The organism is Methylobacterium sp. D53M, assembly GCF_053345625.1.
Genome location: NZ_JBKFAL010000001.1, coordinates 495,317 through 516,192 on the forward strand (window position 1 = coordinate 495,317; position 20,876 = coordinate 516,192).

Genomic DNA, 20,876 nt, shown 5'->3' on the forward strand with positions numbered 1-20,876 from the left:
CTGCCGCCGGTCGCGCCGGGGCGTTTGACCTGCGGTCTGCTGCGTCGCGAAGCGCCGGACGACGCCGACACGACGCCGAGACGCGGCCGAGACCGGCGCGGGGCTGCCGTACGCGCCGCGGCGCCCGATGGCCAGACCGGATCAGGCATCGGCCCGGATCAGGTCGGCGGCCTTCTCGGCGATCATGAACACCGCGGCCTGCGTGTTGCCGGAGACGATGCGCGGCATGATCGAGGCATCGGCCACCCGAAGGCCGGCCACGCCGCGCACGCGCAGGCTGGGATCCGTCACCGAATCCGGATCGTCGCCCATGCGGCACGTGCCGCAGATGTGGTAGATCGTCTGGCCGTCGCGGCGCGCGAAATCGAGCCAGTCCGCGTCGGTCCGGCAGTCCGGACCGGGGTTGAGCTCGGCCCCGCGGAAGCGCTCCATCGGCGTCTGCGCGACGATGGCGCGGGCGATCTTCATGCCCTCGACCATCGCCCGGCGATCCTCCGCGGTGGCGAGGAAGTTCGGGCGGATGGCGGGCGGCGCGAGCGGGTCGGGCGACGCGGCGTGGATCGTCCCGCGCGATTCCGGTCGCAACTGCGTGACGCCGATCGTCATGCCGGGCAGGCGGTCGAGCTTGCGCTCGGCGGCGTTGGCGTAGCTCGCGTGCATGAAGAAGTACTGCACGTCGGGCCCGTCGAGCCCCGGCCGGGTGCGCACGAAGCCGTGGGCGAGACCGGTCCCCAGCGCCAGGATGCCCTGCCGCGTCGCGAGGTAGCGCGCCGCCGCGAGGCCGAGGCGCAGGCCGCGGGTCTGCTCGTTCAGCGTCACCGGCAGGCGCACGCGCCAGTTCATGCGCGTGCAGTAATGGTCCATGTAGTTGGCGCCGACGCCGGGGAGGGCGCGCCGCACGGCGACGCCGAGCGCCCCGAGGATCGCCGGATCGCCGAGGCCGGACAGTTCCAGGATCTGCGGGGTCTGGGCGGCCCCCGCGGCGAGGATCACTTCCCCGCGGCAGCGGAAGAGCCGCTCGCGGCCGCCGACCAGAGCGGCGACGCCGCTCGCCCGGTCCGCGTCGAAGATCAGCCGCAGGACGTGCGCGTCGGTCACGACGGCGAGGTTCGGGCGGGCCAGGGCCGGCCGCAGATAGGCATCGGCGGCGCTGACGCGCCGGCCGCGCCGCTGGTTCACTTGGTAGTAGCCGAAGCCGTCCTGGCTCTCCGCGTTGTAGTCGGGATTGCGCGGGTAGCCTGCCGCCTGCGCGGCGGCGATGAAGGCCTCCGCGATCGCAGGACGCTCGGCCACTTCCGTCAGCGGCAGCGGACCGCCGCGGGCGCGCAACGGTTCGCGGCCGCCCTCGTAATCCTCGAGCCTGCGGAAATAGGGGAGCACGTCCGAGAATCCCCAGCCGCGGCACCCGGCCTGCGCCCAGGCATCGTAATCCTGCGGCTGTCCGCGCACGTAGATCATGCCGTTGATCAGCGTCGACCCGCCGAGGCCCTTGCCCCGCGGGACCGCGATCACCCGGCCGCCGGTCGCCGCCTCGGGCTCGGTCCGGAATCGCCAGTTGTAGGATGGGTGCTGGAGCAGGCGGCTGAAGCCCGCCGGGATCGCGACCCAGGGGCTGCGCGCCCGTCCCCCCGCCTCGAGGAGCAGGACCCGGTGCGTCCCGGACTCGGTCAGGCGGTTGGCCAGGACGCAGCCCGCGGTGCCGCCGCCCACGATCACGTAGTCGAACGCGCCGGCCGCGACGGCGTCGATGTCGGTCGGTCCCACGGTGCGCCCCAAGCTCAGTCCCCGGTTCCCGCCTCAGAGGGCGCCCATGTGGCGGGCCATCAGGGCGATCTGACACTCCAGCATCGGCAGGCCCTTCTGGACGCGGCAGCCCGCCGTCAGCGCGGCGGCGAGCAGCGGCGTGGTCTCGGGATCCATGATCGCCTCGGCGACGAACTGGCCGGCGTGGAGGGCGCCCAGGTCGAAGGGGGCGGCGTCCTGCGGGCGCATCCCGAGCGACGTGCCGTTGACGAGGAGATCGTGCTCCGCCTGGACGCCTTCGGCCGCGACCGCCAGCCCGGGATAGGCGGCGCGCAGGCGCTCCGCCAGCGCTTGGGCGCGGTCGGCGGTGCGGTTCAGGATCGTCAGGCGGGCGACACCGGCCTCGGCGAGCGCGAAGGCGATGGCGCTCGCCGCGCCGCCGGCCCCCGCCAGCGCCGCGCTCCGGCCGCGCGGCTCCAGGCCCGAGGCGCGCAGCGCCTCGACGAAGCCGATCCCGTCGAGCATCGTGCCGACCATGCGCCCGTCCGCCTCCCGCCGGACGCAGTTGACCGCCCCGATCTGCTCGGCCTCCCGGGTGAGGGCGTCGCACAGGCCGGTCATCGCGGTCTTGTGCGGGACCGTGGCGATGAAGCCGCCGAAATTGCGCAGGTGCCGCAGCCCGTCCATCACGGCGGCGAGGCCGTCCGCCGCCACGTGCAGCGGGACGAGGACGCCGTCCACGCCGTGGCGGGCGAAGAGCGCCCCCATCACCTCGGGCGCCTTCACGTGGTAGATCGGGTCCGCCAGGATCCCGTAGACCCGGGTCCGCCCGGTGATCCCGGTCGCGGTGACCGCGCTGCTCATGGCCGTCCTCCCGTCCATCGCCTGTCCCGACCGGTCCCGGCTCACGTCATGTAGAGGCCGCCGGCGACGTCGACGGTCTGGCCGGTGATGAAGCTGGCCTCGGCGGAGGTGAGGTAGAGGGCGAGATCGGCGACTTCCTCGGGGGCGCCGAGCCGGCCCATCGGGGTCAGGCGCACCTGCTCGTCGTTGACGGCGCGGCCCACCGCCCGGACCATCGGGGTCTCGATCCGCCCCGGCGCGATCGCGTTGACGCGGATGCCGAACGGACCGAGCTCGGCCGCGAGGTGCTTGGTGAGCCCGATCAGCCCGGCCTTCGAGGCCGCGTAGTGGCAGGCGACGATCGGCGAGTGGGTCTTGCCGGCCACCGACGACATGTTGACGATCCAGCCCCGCCCGGCCGCGCACATCGCGGGCGCCAGCGCGCGGACGGTGTTGAACGCCCCCGTCAGGTTGACCGCGACGACGCGGCTCCACTCCGCCGGGTCCATCTCCCAGACCCGGTGGGCCGCCCCGTCGTGCTTGGGCGAGATGCCGGCGTTGTTGACCACCGTGTCGAACGCGCCGCCCATCGCGGCGGCGGCCTCCGACAGGGCCGCCTCGACCGCCGCGTAGTCGGCGACGTCGAGCCGCAGCGGCAGGGCGCGACCGCCTCCGCCCTCGATCGCCGCGACGGTCGCCGCGACGTCGTCCGGGTTCACGTCGGCCACGCCCACCAGGGCGCCCCGCGCGCTGAACCCCTCCGCGATCGCCCGGCCGATCCCGCGGCCGGCCCCGGTGACGAGGACGCGCCGTCCGGCGTGGCTCGGGCGCCGCGCGATCGCCTCGGCGTTCGTCTGCCGCTCGGTCATCTCAGATCCCCAGATAGGCGCGTCGGACGTGGTCGTTGTCGAGAAGGGCCGCGGACGCGTCGGCGAGGACGATCTCGCCGTTCTCCAGAACGTAGCCCCGGTCGGCTACCTGCAGCGTGTGGAACACGTTCTGCTCGACGATCAGGACGGTGGCGCCGGTCTTCACGATCCGGTCGACCACCGCGAAGACCTGCGCCACCACGATCGGCGCGAGGCCCAGCGAGGGCTCGTCGAACATCAGGAGCTTGGGACGGGCCATCATCCCGCGGGCGATGGCCACCATCTGCTGCTCGCCGCCCGAGAGGGAGCCGGCGTTCTGGTCGAGGCGCTCGCGCACCCGCGGGAACAGGTCGAGCACGTCCGCGAGCGTCTCCGACTGGCGCTCGCGCGCCGCGCGGCGGTAGGCGCCCATCAGCAGGTTCTCCCGCACCGTCATCTCGGGGAAGAGCTGGCGCCCCTCCGGGATCAGGGTGACGCCGCGCGCCACCATCTCGTGGCCCGAGAGCCGGGTGACGTCCTCGTCCTCGAACAGGATCCGGCCGCGGGTGGGCTTCACCAGGCCCGAGATGGTCCGCAGCGTCGTCGTCTTGCCGGCCCCGTTCGCGCCGACGATCGTCACCACCTCGCCGGCGCGCACCTCGAGCGAGACGGCGTGCAGGATGCTGGTCGCGCCGTAACCGGCATCCACGCGCTCAAGCGTGAGCATGGGCGAACTCCTTGCCGAGATACGCCTCGATCACGGCGGGGTCGCGTACCACGTCCTGCGGGCTGCCCTGGGCGATGATCTGCCCGGAACTCAGGACGATCACCCGGTCGGAAAGCGCCATCACCGCCTGCATGACGTGCTCGATCGCGATGATGCTGACGCCGGTGTCGCGGATCGACAGCATCAGGTCGATGGCGCGGCGCACGTCGGTCTGGTTGATGCCGGCCATGACCTCGTCGAGCAGCAGCACGCGCGGGCGCATCGCCATCACGCGGGCGACCTCGAGCCGCTTGAGGCCCCCGATGGTGAGGCCGCGCGCCTCGCTCCCGAGCCAGGGCGCGAGCCCCATCCGCTCGGCGGTCTCGCGCGCGACCGCCCGGGCCTCGCGGACGTCGCCGTGGCGGTGGAACGCGCCGACCATGATGTTCTCCTCGACCGTCATGGCCGCGAAGGGCTGCACGATCTGGAAGGTGCGGCCGACGCCGAGCGTCGCGAAATCCGACGGCCGGCCCGGCCGGTGCCACGTCCCGTCCGGCGCGCGGACGCTCACCGTGCCGGCATCGGGCTTGAGGAAGCCCGAGATCATGTTGAAGACGGTGGTCTTGCCGGCCCCGTTGGGGCCGATCAGGCCGAGGATCTCGCCCTCCCGGAGCGTGAAGCCGACATCGTTGGTGACGTGCAGGCCGCCGAAGCGCTTCTGCAGGCCCTCGACCCGGATCAGGTCCGCGCCGACCGGCGGCCGCTCCGGGACCCGCGGAACGGCCGGAACCGACGCCGCCTGCGCGCCGCGGCCGCCCGCGCGGGCCCGCGCGAAGCGGGACACGAGGCCCATCAGCCCGTTGGGCAGGAACAGGACGACGAGGACCAGAACGAGGCCGTAGACCAGGCCGTGGAGCCCCAGGGCCTTGGCGCCGAGCCAGCCGCGGGCCAGCTCGGTGATCGGCACGAGGAGCAGCGCGCCGAGGAGCGGCCCGAACACCGTGCCGAGTCCGCCGATCAGCGCGAACATCGCGATCTGGATCGACAGGGTCAGCGAGAACATCGCCGCCGGCTCGATGAAGGTCAGGTACATGGCGTGGAAGGTGCCGACCATCGCGGTGAGCGCCCCCGACACCGCCACGGCGACGAGCCGCACCCGCACCGTGCGCACGCCCGCGGCGCGCGCGGCCGATTCCCGCTCGCGGGTGGCGACGAGGTAGAAGCCGATCCGGTGGCTGCGCATCCACCACGCGACCGCCAGGGTCAGCAGGAGGAGCCCGAAGGCGATGGCCAGCGGCGGCCAGCGGTCCCGGAACACCATCCACGTCCAGCCGAACTTCAGCGGGATCATCAGACCGGTGGCGCCGCCGGTCAGGTCCCGGAAATGCAGCGCCAGGACGCGGAAGACTTCGAGGAAGGCGATGGTCGCCAGCGAGAAGAACGGCCCGTGCAGCCGGAAGCACGGGTAGCTGATCGCCAGCGCCACCAGCACGGCGAGGGCGGCGCCGGCCACCATGCCGATCCACGGGCTGATCCCGGCGCCGACGAGCAGCATCCCGCAATAGGCGCCGAGGCCGTAGAAGATGCCGTGGCCGAGGGAGAGCTGGCCGGCGTAGCCGCCGACGATGTTCCAGGCGGTCGAGAGCGCGGCGAAGACGCAGATCGTGATGAAGACGTGGTAGATGAACGGGTTGCCGACCGCGACCGGCACCGCCACCAGGGCCGCGAGGACGAGCGCCAGCGCCGCCGCGCCACGGCGCGGGAAGGCGGACGGTGCGGCTGTCGGGGCCGCGGACGGTGCTGCGGCGAGCGGGATATCGGTCATCGCGGGCTCCCTCACGGCGAGACGTGGGACAGCCGGAGCTGCCGCCCGAAGAGGCCCGAGGGCTTCAGGATCAGGATCGCCAGGAACACGCCGAAGACCGCGACCTCGCGCATGTCGGCGCCGACGTAGAAGCCCGTGACGCTGTCGATCAGGCCGATCAGGATCGCCCCGACGAAGGCGCCGCGGATGGAGCCGAGGCCGCCGAGCACGACGACCACGAAGGCGATCAGCACGAAGTAGGTGCCGCTGTTGGGCGAGGTCGGGTAGAGCGGCGCGATCAGCACCGCCGCCACCCCGACGCAGGCCGCACCGCTGCCGAAGGTCAGGGCGTAGATCCGGTCGACGTCGATGCCCATCAGCTCGGCCGCCGCGCGGTTCTGGGCGACCGCGCGGATCGCCCGGCCCGTGCGGGTGCGCGCCAGGAACATCTGGAGCCCCGCCACCAGCACGATCGCGGAGCCGAGGATCACCACCTGCCCGAGCAGCACCCGCACCGGGCCGATCTCCAGCGGCTGGCGCAGGCCCGATGGCGGCGTGTTGGCGATGTCGGCCCCGAAGACGAGGAGGGCGAGGTTGATCAGCACCGTCGACAGGCCCACCGTGGCGAAGATCTGGATGTGATGGTCGCCCGCGGCGAGCAGGGGCTGGATCAGGAACCGCTGGGTGAGGGCGCCTAGCAGGAACAGGACCGGCACGACGAGGATCACCGCCGCGAAGGGGTGCAGCCCGAGCCCGGTCACCGCGAGATAGGTCAGGTACATCCCGACCATCAGGAACTCGCCGTGGGCGAAGTTCACGACCTTCACGATGCCGAAGATCAGGGTCAGCCCGACGCTGACGATCGCGAACAGGCCGCCGAGCATCACCCCGTTGGCGAGCACTTGGAGGAAGACGTCCATCCCCGATCTCCGTGGACCTGCGTGACGGCGGCGCTGTTACCTTCGGAGACCTGCGGTTACTTGCGCATCTCCATGGGCGCGACGGCGGCGCTGTCGGGATAGACCGTGACGAGCTTGCCGCCCTGCCACTGCATGCCCATCATCGCGGCGCGCTCGTTCTGGTTGTTCTTGCCGAACTTGAACCCGTAGCCGACCGCTGTGACGCCGTCCTTCACGTCGATGGCCTGGACGGCCTTGACGATGGTGTCGGGCTCGAAGCCCTTCGCCTTGCCGATGGCCTCGAGAATGAGCTTGGCGCCGACGTAGTTGTTCAGGGAGTGCCCGGAGCGCGGGGCGCTCCCGTACTTCTTCTGGTAGGCCGCGACGAAGTTCTCGATACCGGGCGTGTACTTCGTGTTGACGAGGTACTGTGTAAAATCCGTGTCGAGCACGCCCTCGATGACCTTGTGGCCGACCGCGTCGGCGGTGGGCTGCATCGAGTAGCCGCCGCCGCCGCCGATGATGGCGCCCGGCTTGAAGCCCGCCTCGTTGGCCTGCTGCAGGAACAGCACGGAATCGTTCTGGTAGGACGTCTGGAGCAGGACGTCGATGTTGCGCCCCTTCAGGTCGAGGACGAGGGAGGACATGTCGACCGTCGAGGCGGGGTAGCCCTGCGCGGTCACCACGTTGAGCTTGGCCTGGGCGGCGAACTTCTTCTGGAAGCCCGCCACCGAGGTGCCGTAGCTCGAATCCTCGTAGATGATGCCGATCTTCAGGTCCTCGGGCTTCTTGCCGAGCCCGGCGGCGACCTTGTTGACGATCATCTCCACCGCGAGCTTAGCCATGTCCTCGGCCGTCGGGTTGGTGCGGTAGAGGTATTGCAGCCCGCGCCCGGTGACCTCCTCGGCCACCGCGCCGAGCTCGAAATACGGGATGCCGGACAGCTCGGCCACCTGGCTCGCGGCGATGGAGCGGGCGGACGAGTAGGAGCCGAAGATCGCCGCCACCTTCTCCAGGGAGATGAGGCGGCGCGCCTCGCCGATCGCCTGGTTGTTGTCGACGGCGTCGCCGCGGGCGAGCACCACCTTCTGCCCCTGGACGCCGCCAGCGGCGTTGATCTCGTCGACGGCGATCTCGACGCCCCGGGCGCTCTCCTCGCCGAGCAGGGCGAGCTGCCCGCTGAACGGGAAGAGTGCGCCGAACTTCACGTCGGCGGCTCGGGCCGTCGTCGGTCCCGCCGCCTGGGCCGCGGCGCCCAGCACGAGGGCGGCGGCGAGTGCACGCGCCAGAACTCTCATCGTTTCCTCCCGTGTCAGTCGTCGACCCGGCGCTTCGCGCGCCTTCCGGTCGGGTCAATCGTCGGCGTCAGTAGGCGAGGGCGTCCTTGCCCTCGAAGCTGGTGATCGGCGGGTAGGCGCGCTGGTCGGTGATCACGTCGATCACCGTCACGGCGCCGCCGGCGAGCGCGTCGCGCAGCGCCGGTGCGAGATCCTCGGGGCGCTCGACCCGCGTCCCGGCACAGCCGCAGGCCCGCGCGATGGCGGCGTGGTCGACCGCCTCGAAGTCGCAGACGTCGGTGAAGTCGCCGAACAGGCTCAGCTCCGCGTGCTTCTGGTAACCGAGGATCTGGTTGTTCAGGACGACGACGATGACCGGCAGCCGCATCCGCCGCGCCGTCTCCAGCTCCGACCAGACGTGGCCGAAGCCGCCGTCGCCGGTCACGCAGATCACGGGCGCGTCCGGGCGGGCGGCCTTGGCGCCGAGGGCGAAGGGCAGGCCCCAGCCGAGGCCCGCGATGCCGCGCGGCGTCAGGAAGCGCTGGCCGGCCTTCCGCGCCGTCAGGAAGTTGGCGATCCAGATCGAGGCGTAGCTCGCGTCGGCGACGACGACGGTCTCGGCGGTCGTGACCGCGTCGATCTCCGCCATGATCCGCTCCGGGCGGATCGGCGCGGCCTCCATGTCGACGAGGCGGGCCATGTCGCCGGCCTGGGCCTCGCGGGCGCGGGCGATCGTGTCGGCGAGCGGCGCGCGGCGGCCCTCCAATCCCGCGAGGTCGCGCTGCCGGAGCGCCTCGGCGAGGGCGGCGAGGGTCAGCTTGGCGTCGCCGACGAGGCGCAGGGCCTCGTAGTTGCGGCCGACCTCGCCCCCGTCGACGTCGAGATGGATGAAGCGGGCGTCCGCCGGGTAGAGCGACCAGCTGTCGGTGCCGTTCTGGTTGGTGCGGTTTCCGACGAGGAGGACGACGTCGGCCTCCGTGACGAGGCTGCGCAAGTGGGACGAGCGCGCCCGCGGCGCCATGAAGTACCCGACGACGCCGACGGAGAGCGGGTCGGTCTCGGCGACGGCCCCCTTGCCCATCACCGTGGTGGCGACCGGCAGTCCGAGACCCTGCAGGGCGGCGAGTTCCGGGTAGGCCCCGGAGGAATGGACGCCGCCGCCCGCGATCACGAGGGGACGCCGCGCGCCGGCGATCAGGTCCGCGGCCTCGGCGATCCGGGCCGGGTCGGCGACCGTGCGGTCGAGGGGGTAGGTGCCCAGGCTCGCCGACCGGCGCGGCGCGGCGGCCTCGAAGTCCGGCCGCTCGTCGAGGAGGTCCAGGGGCACCAGCAGCACAGCCGGCCCGGGCCGCCCGGAGGCCGCGGCCGCGAAGGCCATGTCGACGTAGTCGTCGATGCGCTCGGCGACCGCGACCCGGCGGACCCACTTGGCGACGCCCGCGAACAGGGCGAGGTGGTCCAGTTCCTGGAAGGCGTTCCGGTCGGTGAAGCGGCGGTGGACGTCCTGGACGATCGCCACGACCGGGATCGAGGCCTTCAGGGCTTCCGCGAGGCCCGGCACCAGCAGGGTCGCGGCGGGCCCGTTCTGGGCCGCGACGACCGCGACCCGGCCGGAGATCCGCGCGTAGGCGTCGGCCATGGCGGCGCCCGCGTTCTCGGTGCGGTAGCCGATCTGGCGGATGCCGTGGTGCGGCGCGGCCAGGAACAGTGCCGAGGGGATGCTCTGGCCGAACACGTCGCGGACGCCGTGCCGGTGGAGCGCGGCCGCGAGGGCGTGGGCACCGGTCATGTTGGCGCGCTCGGACATCTCGGACATCAGCGGCTCCCCTGCGCGGCGTCGCCCATCGACAGGACGATCTTCCCGATATGCTGGCCCGCATCCATGCGGGCATGGGCCTCCGCGACCCGCTCGAACGGGAACACGGAATCGATCGGCGGCCGCGCGCGCCCCGCCGCGAGCAGCGGCAGGACGTGCTCGGCGAGGGCCTCGGCGAGGCGCGCCTTCAGGGCCACCGGCCGGGCGCGCAGCGTCGAGCCCGTGAGCGTCACCCGCTTCATCAGCAGCGGCTGGAAGTCGATCTCCGCCACCCGCGAGCCCTGCTGGAACGCGATCTGCGCGATGCGCCCGTCGACCGCCACGGCATCGAGGTTGCGGGCGATGTAGGGGCCGCCGACCATGTCGAGGATCACGTCGGGCCCGCTCCCGCCGGTGGCGGCCCTGGCCGCGGCGACGAAATCCTCCCGCCGATAATCGATGGCCGCGTCCGCGCCGAGCGTCAGGCAGGCCGCGCATTTCTCGGGCGAGCCCGCGGTGACGATCACCCGGGCGCCCCGGGCCTTCGCCAGCAGGATCGCCGTGGTGCCGATACCCGAGGAGCCGCCGTGGATCAGGAGGCTCTCGCCCGCCTGCAGCCGGGCGCGCTCGAACACGTTGCTCCAGACGGTGAAGTAGGTCTCGGGGATCGCCCCCGCCTCGACCGCCGGGAGGCCCTCCGGCACGGGCAGAGCGACCGCCTCGTCGACGACGGCCCACTCGGCGTAGGCGCCGCTATGGACCAGCGCCATCACTCGGTCCCCGGTCCGGAAGCGGCCCGCGCCGGGCCCGAGCGCCTCGACGATCCCGGCGAGTTCGAGCCCGAACACGTCCGAGGCGCCGGGGGGCGGCGGGTAGCGGCCCTCGCGCTGCATCACGTCCGGACGGTTGATGCCCGCGGCCTCGACGCGCACGAGCACCTGGCCCTGGCCCGGCTCCGGGCGCGGACGCTCGACGATCCGGAGGACCTCGGGACCGCCCTGTCCGTCGGCGATCACGGCTCGCATGCCCATGCTCATCGCTCCGTTTCCCGGCTCGCCGACGCTTCCGGGAGAAGCAGCACCTTCATGGCCTGCCGGCTGCGCGCCAGCTCGAACGCCGCCCCGGCTTCCGCGAGGGGGCGGCGGTGGGTGATCAGCGCCGCCAGCGTCCCGGCATGCGCCGCGAGGAGCGCGAGCGCTGCGTCGAAGGCGCGCGCCGTCGTGTCGTGGGCCGCGCGCAGCTGCTTCTTGCTGCGCACGAAACCCGTCAGGTCGAGGTCGAGGGAGCCGGAATGGATGCCGGCCACCACCATCACGCCGCCCGAGCGCAGGACGGCCAACCCGTCACTGACCGACCGGGCGGAACCGGTCGCCTCGACCACCCGGTCGGCCTCCCCGTCGAAGACGCGCCGGACGGCGTCGTCCAGGCCGATGCCGGCGAGATCGACCGTGTGGCGGATGCCGATCCGCCGGGCGAGGTCGAGGCGCGCGGCGTCGTCGAGCCCGGCGAGCAGCACGTCCGCGCCCCGCTGCTGTGCCACGAAGGCGATGCAGAGGCCGATCGGGCCCGGCCCGAGCACCGCCACGCGGTCGCCGGGACCGACCTCCGCGACGTCCACCGCGTTGACCGCGACCGCCAGCGGCTCGGCCAGGGCCGCGACGGTCAGCGGCAACCCGTCCGGCAGGCGGCGGCAATTGTCGGCCGGGACGACGACCTGATCGGCGAAGGCCCCGTCGGCGTGCAGGCCGACGATGCGGCGGCCCCGGCAATCCTGCGGCCGCGCGGCGGCGCAGGCCGCGCAGCCGCCGCACGGCACCGTCGGCCAGCAGGTGACCCGGTCGCCGACCGCGAGCGCGGTCACGCCGTCCCCCACCGCCCGGACCGTCCCGGAGAACTCGTGACCGAGAGTGACCGGCATGAACGCGGTCATGAACCCGTAGCCCGGGGTCCACTCGAAGGCGTGGACGTCGCTGCCGCAGATGCCGGCCGCGGCGACCGCGACGGTGACGCGTCCCACGCCCGGGGCAGCGGGCGCATCGACGTGGACGAGGTCCGCCCCGAAGGCGGCGGTCGCCTTGCGCAACGCAAGCATTTCCGTCCCCTGTCTCCCGCCGAGCCTGCCGGCCCGGCGGCCTGCCTCGCGGCACGTGCCGTCGACGCTAGGCGTAATTTGTTATAACAAACATCGGACGAAGGGGAGGAATATGTCAAGCGCTTCGGCGTCCGAACCGGAAACAGGCGATATCGTGCCGGACTGGGTCCGTCCGATCGTCAAGGAGAGCCTGAGCGAGCGGGCCTACCGCGAGCTGCGCATCGCGCTGATGCGCGGGCAGTTGCGACCCGACACGCGCCTGCGGCTCCGGCCGATGTCGGCCCGGTTCGGCATCAGCGCGACCCCCATGCGCGAGGCCCTTCTCAGGCTCGTCGCCGAGAAGGCCCTCGCCCTCGACGCGCGCGGCAGCGTCGTCGTGCCCCGCCTGACCCTGGATCAGCTCCTGGAGATCCGGGCGATCCGCACCGATCTCGAGGGGCGTGCCGCCGCCGCTGGGGCAGCCAGCCGCGCGGCCGAGGTCGACGACCTCGAGGCGATCCACGCGCAGATCTCGCACTGTCACGCGAGCCGCGACTTCGCGCGGGCGGTGAACCTCAACACCGAGTTTCACCTGACGCTGTGCAGGCTCGGACAGATGCCGATCCTGTACGAGATCGTGGAGTTGCTGTGGGTGCGCTGCGGCCCGATCCTGTCGCACCTCTACGATGACGGCGTCCCCGACTGGGAGCCGCACCCCCATCGCCGCATCATCGACGCCCTGCGCCGCGGTGACCCGGAGGCGGCCCGGGATGCCGTGCGCGAGGACATCGAGCGCGGCGGGAGCGGCCTGTTCGCGCATGTCCGCGCGGCCGCCACAGGGTGATGACCGGCTCGCGGAGAGTCCACGAGCGATCGATCGATGGCCGAAGCAACGAGCCGACCTCGGCGGCCACGGCCCCAAAGGCGCCGGCGTCGATTGGCCCGCGGTTGCGGAACGCCGGAGCTCGATTATCGTGCGCCCATGCGCGCCGATCTCGCCGTCCTCGCTCTGGTCTTCGCCGCCACGGGCGCGCGCGCCCAGCAGCAGCTTCCGACCGTCCCGGAATTGCTGACGGCCGAGGCGAACGCCGCACGCGCCTGCGAGAGCACCGGCGATCCCGCCATCACGCGTGAGCAGTGTCGGCTGCGCGATCGGCTGAGCGGACGCCTGGCGCAGGCGGGCTATTGCTGGGGCCGCAAGGGGCAGGCGGACGAGAAGAAGGAATGGCACGCCTGCCAGCCGGACTCGATCTACGAGGATGATATCGAGGCCGTGCAGCGCTGAGCGGCAGGCTTCGTCGTCGAACGCGGCCCGCCACCCGAAGGTCTGTACGCCGGGCTACAGCAGGACACCGTTCCGCAGAACTGACGGCGCTGTGCTCGAGTCGTAGCTGTGGTGCTGCGCGGCGTTCACGGAGCCGCCGGCATCGAACTGGACGCATCAGCTGAACGCCCGCGTTTCAACGTCCATCCGAGCAACAGAATTGGCATTGCTCGCACGATCGGACCAATGAACAAGTTATTATCTCAATAAAACTGTCGTTCTCCTCAAAAAACCAGATCCAACGGCGTGAAATCTCCACGGTATTGCCGCCTCGAAGTACACGAAAATTCTTGAAACGCTCATGCAGAGTGTTAGACCGCCATCGTCGCTCGAGACTCCGACTACGATACGGTCGCCATCGATGATTCACACGATCAAAGGTAGGCTTTTCGCGCTTCTCGCGGTGCTGGGTACACTCCTCGTGGGATCAGCAGCGCTCAGCAATTACGCGCTCTACAGAAATTTCCGGGGCCTCGAATCGATCTACGCCGACAGGGTCATGCCGCTCAGCCAGTTCGGCGCGATGCGCGATGCCTTCGATGCCATACTGACCGCGACGCGGGATTTCGAGTTCCACGCGATTCAGGCGTCCGAAGCCGTGACGATCCTCGATCGCCAGCTGGCACGGGCGAAGGAAGCCTGGTCCGCGTACCTGACCACGTACCTCACGCCCGAGGAGGCACAGCTCGTCGCGAGCCTGACGACGCGATTCGATCGGGACGTGGCGATCGTCACCGACCTCGTCCGCGCCTTGACGAAGGGGGACCTCAACGCTGTGACCGCGACCCGGATCGATCTGCTCCGCGCGATGGGTCCGACGACGGCGGCCATCGGCGAGTTGTCCGACCTGCAGGTCCGCGAGGCCCGCGCCGAGTTCGAACGCGCGGACGCGATGGCGCGGCGCCTGCGAATCCTGCTCTTCGCGACACTCGCCGGGGCCGCGCTCGCGGTCGGGTACGGCATCCGCGTGATCCTCGTCCAAGTCACCCGCCCGATCGCGCGGACCACGGCGACGATGACCCGTCTCGCCGCGGGCGACCTCGACGTGCGGATCGACGGTGCGGACCGCGGCGACGAGATCGGCGCGATGCTCAAGGCTATCCAGGTCTTCAAGGACGCGCTCGTCGCGAAGCGCGCGACGGATGCCGCCGCCGCCAACGAGGCGGAAGCGAAGGCGCGCCGCGCCGAGACGTTGGACAGCGCCACCGCGGCGTTCCGTGCCCGGATGGATCGCCTGACCGAGGCGCTGTCCGCCAGCGCCTCGTCCATGGAAGCCGCCGCCGCGACGATGGACCGGAGCGCCGGCGAGACCGCGACGCAGCTGCTCCAGGTGTCCTCGGCGGCCGAGCAGACAGCGGTCAACGTTCAGACCGTCGCGGCGGCCGGCGAGGAACTGGCCACGTCGATCGGGTCCATCAACGGCCAGATCACGCGCTCCTCGGACATGGCCCGGCGCGCGGCCACTGAGGCGTCGGAGACGAACACCCTCGTTATGAGCCTCGCCGACGGCGCCGAGCGGATCGGGACCGTGGTCAGCCTGATCGCCGGGATCGCCGCGCAGACGAACCTGCTCGCGCTGAATGCCACCATCGAGGCGGCCCGCGCCGGGGAGGCGGGACGCGGCTTCGCCGTCGTCGCCACCGAGGTCAAGGCGCTGGCGGCGCAGACCGTCCGGGCGACCGAGACGATCTCCGAGCAGGTCGCGACCATTCAGAAGGAGACCCACCGCGCGGTCGACGTCATCCAGGCGATCACCGCCGCTGTCCTGGACCTTCGGACCATCGCCACGGGCGTCGCGGCCGCGATGGAGGAGCAGGAGGCGGTGACGCAGGAGATCGTGCGGAACGTCAGCCAGGCCGCCGACGGCACCCAGGCGGTCACGGTCACGATCGGGCGCATCACGCAGGCCGCGGGCGAGACCGGCCGGACCGCGGCCGCGGCCTTGGACGCGGCCACCGCCCTGTCGCGACAGTCGGAGACCCTGAACGCGGCGGTCGCGGAGTACCTGGCGGCGGTGCGGGCCGCCTGAGGCGACACGCTCAGCGGCCGGGCGATCCAGGGAGCGGTGGCAGCCGCATCAGGGGCTCGCCGACCCGCAGGATCGATCCGACGGAGAGCCCGGGGCAGAGCGTGAAGCCCGGAGGCGTCAGCACCACGATGGTGGAGCCGTGCTCGAACCAGCCCATCTCGGCGCCCTTCGCGAGGCGCGCCGCGGTGGGCAGGGTCCGTCCGCCCGTCTCGCGCAGGGCGAGACCCTCGGGCAGGAAGCCGAGCCGCAGCCCGGCAACGAGGATGGCCGCCACCGGCACCAGCGTCACCGCGTGGCCGCCCTCCGCGAGGCGCAGGCGCAGGACGGCGCGCTCGTTCCGGCAGAACAGCGCCTCGACGCGTTTCAGGGCGATCGGGTTCACGTTCCAGGTGTCGCCCCAGATATGCCGCACCGACTCGACCCGCAGGTCGTGCGGCGCGTGGAATCGATGGTACATCCCGGCCGTCAGGCGCAGGGTGGCGTAGCTGCCGCCCTCGTGGGCGCGCGCCAGCGCGACGTCCCCGCCGAGCAGGTCGGCGAGCGGGTAGGACAGGCCCTTGATCTGGAGCAGGCGGCCGGCCTCGACGCGACCGTGGGCTCCCAGGATCGCGTCGCTGGGGCTCGTCAGCAGGGCCGGATCGGGCGCGATCGGCCGGGCACCGGGACGCAGGGCGCGCACGAAGGCGGCGTGGAGGCTGGGGAAGCGCGTCTCCCGCGCGTCGCGGAGGTCGACGTCGCAGAACAGCCGCCAGGTCAATATCGAGAGGTCGCGGATCAGCGGCTGCTCGATCCGGCTGAACCAGCCCATGAAGCGGGTGGCGAGACGGCGCGGCAGCCGGTTCGTCAGCAGGAAGTTGAGATCCTCCTGCGCGCCGACACGCGCCAGGACCGTCCGCAGCCGGGATCCGGAAACCGTCATCATGCCGTGAACCGCCTCCGGTAGGGCGCGGGGCGATGTCCGCGCTCCTCGTCACCCTGTCCGCCACCACCGTCGCCGCGGTGCTCGCCCTGCCACGGGCGGCCGAGCGCCTGCAGCTCTCCCGGGCGAAGCATCGCTCGCTCACCGGCCACGCCCGCATGGCCCGGCGCGTCGCCGGGCAGATCCCGCACTACGCCTACTCGGAGCGCGCCTTCTTCCGGTCGGACGATCCGGACGAGGCGGTGGCGCGCCGGCGCGAGGCCGGCTTCGCGCGGCTCTCCGACCTGTTCCGGGCGCGCTTCGCCCGGACACGCGCCGAGACCGAGGCGGTCCGCGACGGGCTCTCGGATCTCCAGTTCACCGGGCTCTACCGGGTGCCGTTCCAGTACGCCCGGCACGTGCGCGCCCATCTCGGCACCGGCGCCTTCGCGGCCGCCGCCGCCGGCGTCACCGTCACGGACCTCGACGGCAACGTCTTCTACGACCTCGCCGGCTCCTACGGCGTGAACCTGTTCGGCGTCGATTTCTATCGGGCCTGCCTGGAGGAGGGCGCGGCGCGGGTCTCGGCCCTCGGTCCCGTGCTCGGGCCGCTCCACCCGGTCGTCACCGGCAACGTCGCGCGGCTGAAGGCGATCTCGGGCCTCGACGAGGTCTCGTTCCACATGTCCGGGACCGAGGCGGTGATGCAGGCCGTGCGGCTCGCCCGCTACCACACCGGCCGCCGCCGGATCGTCCGCCTGTGCGGCGCCTATCACGGCTGGTGGGGCGAGGTGCAGCCGGGCATCGGCAACCCCGTCCCGACCCGCGACACGCTCACCCTGGCCGACATGTCCGAACGGACGCTGCGGGTGCTCGCCGGCCGCCGCGACGTCGCCTGCGTCCTGGTCAACCCGCTCCAGGCGATGCACCCGAATGCCGGCGCGCCGGCCGATTCCGCGCTGGTCGACAGCGGCCGCAGGGCGTCCTTCGACCGCGCCGCCTACACCAAGTGGCTCCACGACCTCCGGGCGGTGTGCAGCGCCCGCGGCATCGTGCTGATCCTCGACGAGGTCTTCCTCGGCTTCCGGCTCGCCCGCGGCGGCGCGCAGGCGTATTTCGGCCTGCGCGCCGACATGGTCACCTACGGCAAGACCCTGGGGGGCGGCCTGCCGGTCGGCGTCCTCTGCGGGCGCGCCGACCTGATGCGCCGGTACAGGGAGGACCGGCCCGTCGACATCTGCTTCGCGCGGGGCACCTTCAACGCCCATCCCTACGTGATGGGCGCGATGGGCGTGTTCCTCGACCGGCTCGACAGCCCGGCGGTGGCCGCACTCTACGCCGACCTCGACGCGACCTGGGACGCGCGCGCGCGTCACCTGAACGCCCGGCTGGCGGAGGCCGGCCTGCCGGTGCGGGTCGCCAACATGTCGACAGTGTGGACGGTCCTGTATACCGAGCCGTCGCGCTACAACTGGATGCTGCAATTCTACCTGCGCGCCGAGGGGCTAGCCCTGTCGTGGGTCGGGACCGGCCGGATGATCTTCAGCCTCGCGTACGACGACGCGGCCTTCGAGGCCGTGGCGACGCGCTTCGAGGCGGCGGCGCGGGCCATGCGGGCGGACGGCTGGTGGGACGGCGGCGCGCCGAGCGACAGGGCGATCCGCCGGTCGATCCTGCGGGAGGTCGCGGCCATCCGCCTGGGCGGCCTCGGGGCCCGCCTGGGCCTGCGGGCCCCGGATCAGGGCTGATCCGGCGCGCCGGGCGACGGGCCCGGCGCGCGACCTATGCTCAGGCGCCGCGCTCGTGCGGCTCCCGCTCCTCGACCAGCTCGCCGTGCAGCAGGGCCAGCGGCGCCTTGTGGTAGAGCTTGATGTCGTGGAACGGGTCGGTGAGGATCTTGGTCACCCAGACGAGGCCGGTCTGGACGTCGCGCTGGACGAAGAGCTGCACCATCCGGAACAGCAGGCCGGCGAGCGCCAGCCACAGCCAGATCCAGCCGACGTTGCGGATCAGGTCCGCGGTGCTCTGGTGCGGCGCGATCAGGCCGAACAGGCTCGGGTCGAAGTAGAGCGGCAGGGGCGACAGGGCCCAGATCGCCAGGAGCACGACCTTCCGCTGCAGGTTGTAGCCGACCTTGATCTCCTCCTTGTGCTCGTGGGTCGCGTCGTTGACGTGGTCGTAGCCCTTCGGCTCGAAGAACAGGTGGCCGGCCTGCCGCGAGGTCATCGCCACCAGCCAGCCGATCAGGGCCGCCGTGGCCGGATCCCTGAACGCCAGGGCGTAGGCGACCAGGAAGCTGATCGCGCTCACCACGTGCAAGCTCTGATTGACGCGGTTGTGGTGATAATAGCGGTGGTCGTCCCAGCGCTGGACGCGCAGTGCCTCCCGAAAACTCGCCATGATGTGGGTCCCCGATCGATGGTGGTGGGTTGGTCGAAGCTGATGCGCGTTCAGGCGTCGCGCTTGCGCAGGCGCAGCAGGGAGAAGTGGCCGAGCGGCGGGAGCGCCCGGCGCTCGACGATCTCCACCGGCGCGCCGGCGGCCCAGGCCGCGTAGCGCTCCCAGGCGAACTCGGTCCGCCATCCGAGGCGGCTCGTCACCGGAGCGAGGGTGCGCTCCACCGCGCGCCGCAGGCCGGCCTCGGCGCCGATCCGCGTGGTGATCACGATCTCGCCGCCGGGGCGCAGCACCCGGGCGAACTCGTCCAGCGCCGCCTCGGGATTGGGGACAGCCGTGACGACGTACTGCGCCACCACCACGTCGAAGGCGGCGTCCGGGAAGTCGAGCTGCTCGGCGTCCATGACGGCGAGGCGCTCCACGTTGCGCAGACGCAGCCGCGCCACGCGCTGACGCGCCTTCTCGAGCATGGGGGCCGAGATATCGATTCCGACGATGCTGCGGGCGTGCCTGTAGGCCGGCAGCGACAGGCCGGTGCCGACGCCGACTTCCAGGATGCGGCCGCCGATCCGTTCGGCGGCCGCCGCCGCCAGGGTACGGCCCTGCGCGAAGACGGGCCCGAAGACCAGATCGTAGACCGGGGCCCAGCGGCCGTAGGCCTTGGCGACGCCGTCGCGGTCGAGATCGGGCCCGAGCGTGCCCGCGCGCGAGGAACCGGTGTCGTGCATTCCGAGGGCCATGGGCGTCCTGTCTCGTTGTCGGCTAGGTCGGCCCGACGGCTCGCCTCGACCGTCGGCTGCAGGTCTGAGGCAGGCGTTCACCAGCTCAGTTCGCGTCACCGCGCGTCCGTCGGTCAGACCAAGATCCGGCCAAGGGCTCGCGCTTGTCCGCCCCGAGAGCGCCGAGCGGCGTCGCGACAAGGCAGGGGGCGGTCACAATGGGCGAGGGAGGCGGGATCTCGATCATGCCACGCCGCCCGGATCATCAACGACCCCACGCCGCCTCTCCGCAGAAGTCTTTCCGCCGGCAAGGCTATGTCGTTCGTTTGACAAGCTTGTGACATATCCGTCAAACACGCCAACGGCCATTCCATTTGCTGGCAAAATACTGATGTGCCACGCGCCACATCTATGCACGAGGGGTGATATGCGACCCTTCGAGCTACCTGATCTTGCCCGGTGACGAACGCCTCGGCCGCGCGTCGGCCGCGCGTCGGCTTCTCGCACACGCGGTGTTCACGATGCTCCGAACACCCTGCCGTTGCGGCCTCGTCGCAGATCCCGAGATGCGCGATGATTTGAGGGCGGGAAGCCTGCAGGTCGCGCCTTCGACATCTTCTCGCCCTGATATCGACGAGATGTGACCCGGTATCCCCAGCAGGACAGGGCGCGACGACGCGCCGAAGGAGTGTTTCGCGTGATCGAGAATTTGCGGCGTCAGACCATCGCGGTCGCGGCCATCGCCGGGATCGCTCTCAGCGCCGGGCAGGCGCAGGCCGCGCAGTGCGGCAACACCGCGGCCGGCTTCGATGCGTGGAAGCGGCAATTCGCCGAGGAGTCGCGCGGCCGGGCCAGCGCGGCCAGCCTCGCGGCGCTGCAGAACACAACCTACTCGACCGCCACCATCTCGGCGGACCGGGGGCAGCACAGCTTCAAGCTGTCGCTGGAGCAGTTTCTCGCCAAGCGCGGCGGCCCGACCATCGTCAAGCGGGGCCGCGCGCTGAAGCAGCAGAACGCGGCCCTCTTCGACTCGATCGAGCAGCGCTACGGCGTTCCGCCGGGCCCGCTCCTGGCGATCTGGGGCATGGAGACCGGCTTCGGCGCGGTGCGCGGCAACGTCAACACGCTCTCCGCGGTGGCGACGCTCGCCTACGATTGCCGGCGTTCCGAATACTTCACGGACCAGCTCTACGCTGCGCTGACCCTGGTCGATCGCGGGCTCCTGACACCGAATACCCGCGGCGCGGCGCACGGCGAGGTCGGGCACACCCAGTTCCTGCCGAAGAACGTGCTGGCCTACGGCACCGGCGACCTCAACAACGTCGGCGCCGCCCTGTCGTCCACGGCCAATTTCCTCAAGGCGCATGGCTGGCGGGCCGGCGCCGGCTACCAGCCCGGCGAGCCGAACTTCGCGGCGATCCAGGGCTGGAACGCGGCGCCGGTCTACGAGAAGGCGATCGCCATTCTCGGGCGCCAGATCGACAACAATTAGCAGTATCTCGGCCTCGAATAGACCGAGACGT

At 71.7% G+C, this 20,876-nt stretch carries 18 protein-coding genes; 5 read left to right on the forward strand and 13 right to left on the reverse strand.

Annotated elements, in window-relative coordinates:
* Positions 1-141: 141 nt before the first annotated feature.
* The 10 genes from ACLBYG_RS02320 to ACLBYG_RS02365 form a co-directional block, all read right to left on the reverse strand.
* Complete coding sequence (locus ACLBYG_RS02320; protein WP_447680471.1) at positions 142-1,764, reverse strand: GMC family oxidoreductase; 1,623 nt, start codon at positions 1,762-1,764, stop codon at positions 142-144.
* A 33-nt stretch (positions 1,765-1,797) separates the two neighbouring features.
* Positions 1,798-2,607, reverse strand: a complete 810-nt coding sequence (locus tag ACLBYG_RS02325; RefSeq protein WP_091678722.1) for a shikimate dehydrogenase family protein — start codon at positions 2,605-2,607, stop codon at positions 1,798-1,800.
* A 41-nt stretch (positions 2,608-2,648) separates the two neighbouring features.
* Positions 2,649-3,455, reverse strand: coding sequence for a 3-oxoacyl-ACP reductase FabG (gene fabG / locus ACLBYG_RS02330; protein ID WP_447680472.1), 807 nt, complete (start codon positions 3,453-3,455; stop codon positions 2,649-2,651).
* A 1-nt stretch (position 3,456) separates the two neighbouring features.
* On the reverse strand, positions 3,457-4,161 hold the full coding sequence (locus ACLBYG_RS02335) for an ABC transporter ATP-binding protein (RefSeq protein WP_447680473.1): 705 nt from the start codon (positions 4,159-4,161) through the stop codon (positions 3,457-3,459).
* Positions 4,148-5,965, reverse strand: coding sequence for a branched-chain amino acid ABC transporter ATP-binding protein/permease (locus tag ACLBYG_RS02340; RefSeq protein WP_447680474.1), 1,818 nt, complete (start codon positions 5,963-5,965; stop codon positions 4,148-4,150). Before ACLBYG_RS02340 ends, ACLBYG_RS02335 begins: the two co-directional genes overlap by 14 nt.
* A gap of 11 nt (positions 5,966-5,976) precedes the next feature.
* Complete coding sequence (locus ACLBYG_RS02345; RefSeq protein ID WP_447680475.1) at positions 5,977-6,864, reverse strand: branched-chain amino acid ABC transporter permease; 888 nt, start codon at positions 6,862-6,864, stop codon at positions 5,977-5,979.
* A 56-nt stretch (positions 6,865-6,920) separates the two neighbouring features.
* Positions 6,921-8,141 (reverse strand): ABC transporter substrate-binding protein, encoded by a 1,221-nt coding sequence (locus ACLBYG_RS02350; protein ID WP_447680476.1) that lies wholly within the window; start codon positions 8,139-8,141, stop codon positions 6,921-6,923.
* A 67-nt stretch (positions 8,142-8,208) separates the two neighbouring features.
* Complete coding sequence (locus tag ACLBYG_RS02355) at positions 8,209-9,936, reverse strand: acetolactate synthase catalytic subunit (RefSeq protein WP_091678715.1); 1,728 nt, start codon at positions 9,934-9,936, stop codon at positions 8,209-8,211.
* The gene (locus tag ACLBYG_RS02360) at positions 9,936-10,952 is read right to left on the reverse strand and encodes an NAD(P)H-quinone oxidoreductase (RefSeq protein WP_447680477.1); all 1,017 of its coding nucleotides are present in this window, start codon (positions 10,950-10,952) and stop codon (positions 9,936-9,938) included. The genes ACLBYG_RS02355 and ACLBYG_RS02360 overlap by 1 nt, the downstream gene beginning before the upstream one ends.
* On the reverse strand, positions 10,949-12,007 hold the full coding sequence (locus ACLBYG_RS02365) for a zinc-dependent alcohol dehydrogenase (protein ID WP_447680478.1): 1,059 nt from the start codon (positions 12,005-12,007) through the stop codon (positions 10,949-10,951). Before ACLBYG_RS02365 ends, ACLBYG_RS02360 begins: the two co-directional genes overlap by 4 nt.
* Before the next feature lie 112 nt (positions 12,008-12,119).
* On the opposite strand from ACLBYG_RS02365, the gene ACLBYG_RS02370 reads away from it, so the two are divergent.
* The 3 genes from ACLBYG_RS02370 (at position 12,120) to ACLBYG_RS02380 (ending at position 15,339) form a co-directional block, all read left to right on the forward strand.
* The gene (locus ACLBYG_RS02370) at positions 12,120-12,830 is read left to right on the forward strand and encodes a GntR family transcriptional regulator (RefSeq protein ID WP_447680479.1); all 711 of its coding nucleotides are present in this window, start codon (positions 12,120-12,122) and stop codon (positions 12,828-12,830) included.
* 138 nt (positions 12,831-12,968) lie between these two features.
* Complete coding sequence (locus ACLBYG_RS02375; RefSeq protein WP_020091704.1) at positions 12,969-13,271, forward strand: hypothetical protein; 303 nt, start codon at positions 12,969-12,971, stop codon at positions 13,269-13,271.
* 400 nt (positions 13,272-13,671) lie between these two features.
* Positions 13,672-15,339, forward strand: a complete 1,668-nt coding sequence (locus ACLBYG_RS02380) for a methyl-accepting chemotaxis protein (RefSeq protein WP_447680480.1) — start codon at positions 13,672-13,674, stop codon at positions 15,337-15,339.
* A gap of 10 nt (positions 15,340-15,349) precedes the next feature.
* On the opposite strand, the gene asd is transcribed toward ACLBYG_RS02380, so the two are convergent.
* Complete coding sequence (gene asd, locus ACLBYG_RS02385) at positions 15,350-16,261, reverse strand: archaetidylserine decarboxylase (protein ID WP_447680481.1); 912 nt, start codon at positions 16,259-16,261, stop codon at positions 15,350-15,352.
* Between the two features lie 32 nt (positions 16,262-16,293).
* Here asd and ACLBYG_RS02390 point away from each other — a divergent pair, with 32 nt between their 5' ends.
* On the forward strand, positions 16,294-17,985 hold the full coding sequence (locus ACLBYG_RS02390) for an aminotransferase class III-fold pyridoxal phosphate-dependent enzyme (RefSeq protein WP_447680482.1): 1,692 nt from the start codon (positions 16,294-16,296) through the stop codon (positions 17,983-17,985).
* 40 nt (positions 17,986-18,025) lie between these two features.
* Here ACLBYG_RS02390 and ACLBYG_RS02395 read toward each other — a convergent pair whose 3' ends face one another.
* Together ACLBYG_RS02395 and ACLBYG_RS02400 are read right to left on the reverse strand one after the other, a co-directional pair.
* On the reverse strand, positions 18,026-18,637 hold the full coding sequence (locus tag ACLBYG_RS02395; RefSeq protein WP_020091709.1) for a membrane protein: 612 nt from the start codon (positions 18,635-18,637) through the stop codon (positions 18,026-18,028).
* A gap of 50 nt (positions 18,638-18,687) precedes the next feature.
* The gene (locus ACLBYG_RS02400; protein ID WP_447680483.1) at positions 18,688-19,374 is read right to left on the reverse strand and encodes a class I SAM-dependent methyltransferase; all 687 of its coding nucleotides are present in this window, start codon (positions 19,372-19,374) and stop codon (positions 18,688-18,690) included.
* Positions 19,375-20,050: 676 nt separating this feature from the next.
* Here ACLBYG_RS02400 and ACLBYG_RS02405 point away from each other — a divergent pair.
* A complete protein-coding gene (locus ACLBYG_RS02405; RefSeq protein WP_447680484.1) occupies positions 20,051-20,845 on the forward strand; it encodes a lytic murein transglycosylase in 795 nt (264 codons plus the stop codon).
* The last annotated feature ends 31 nt before the right edge of the window (positions 20,846-20,876 follow it).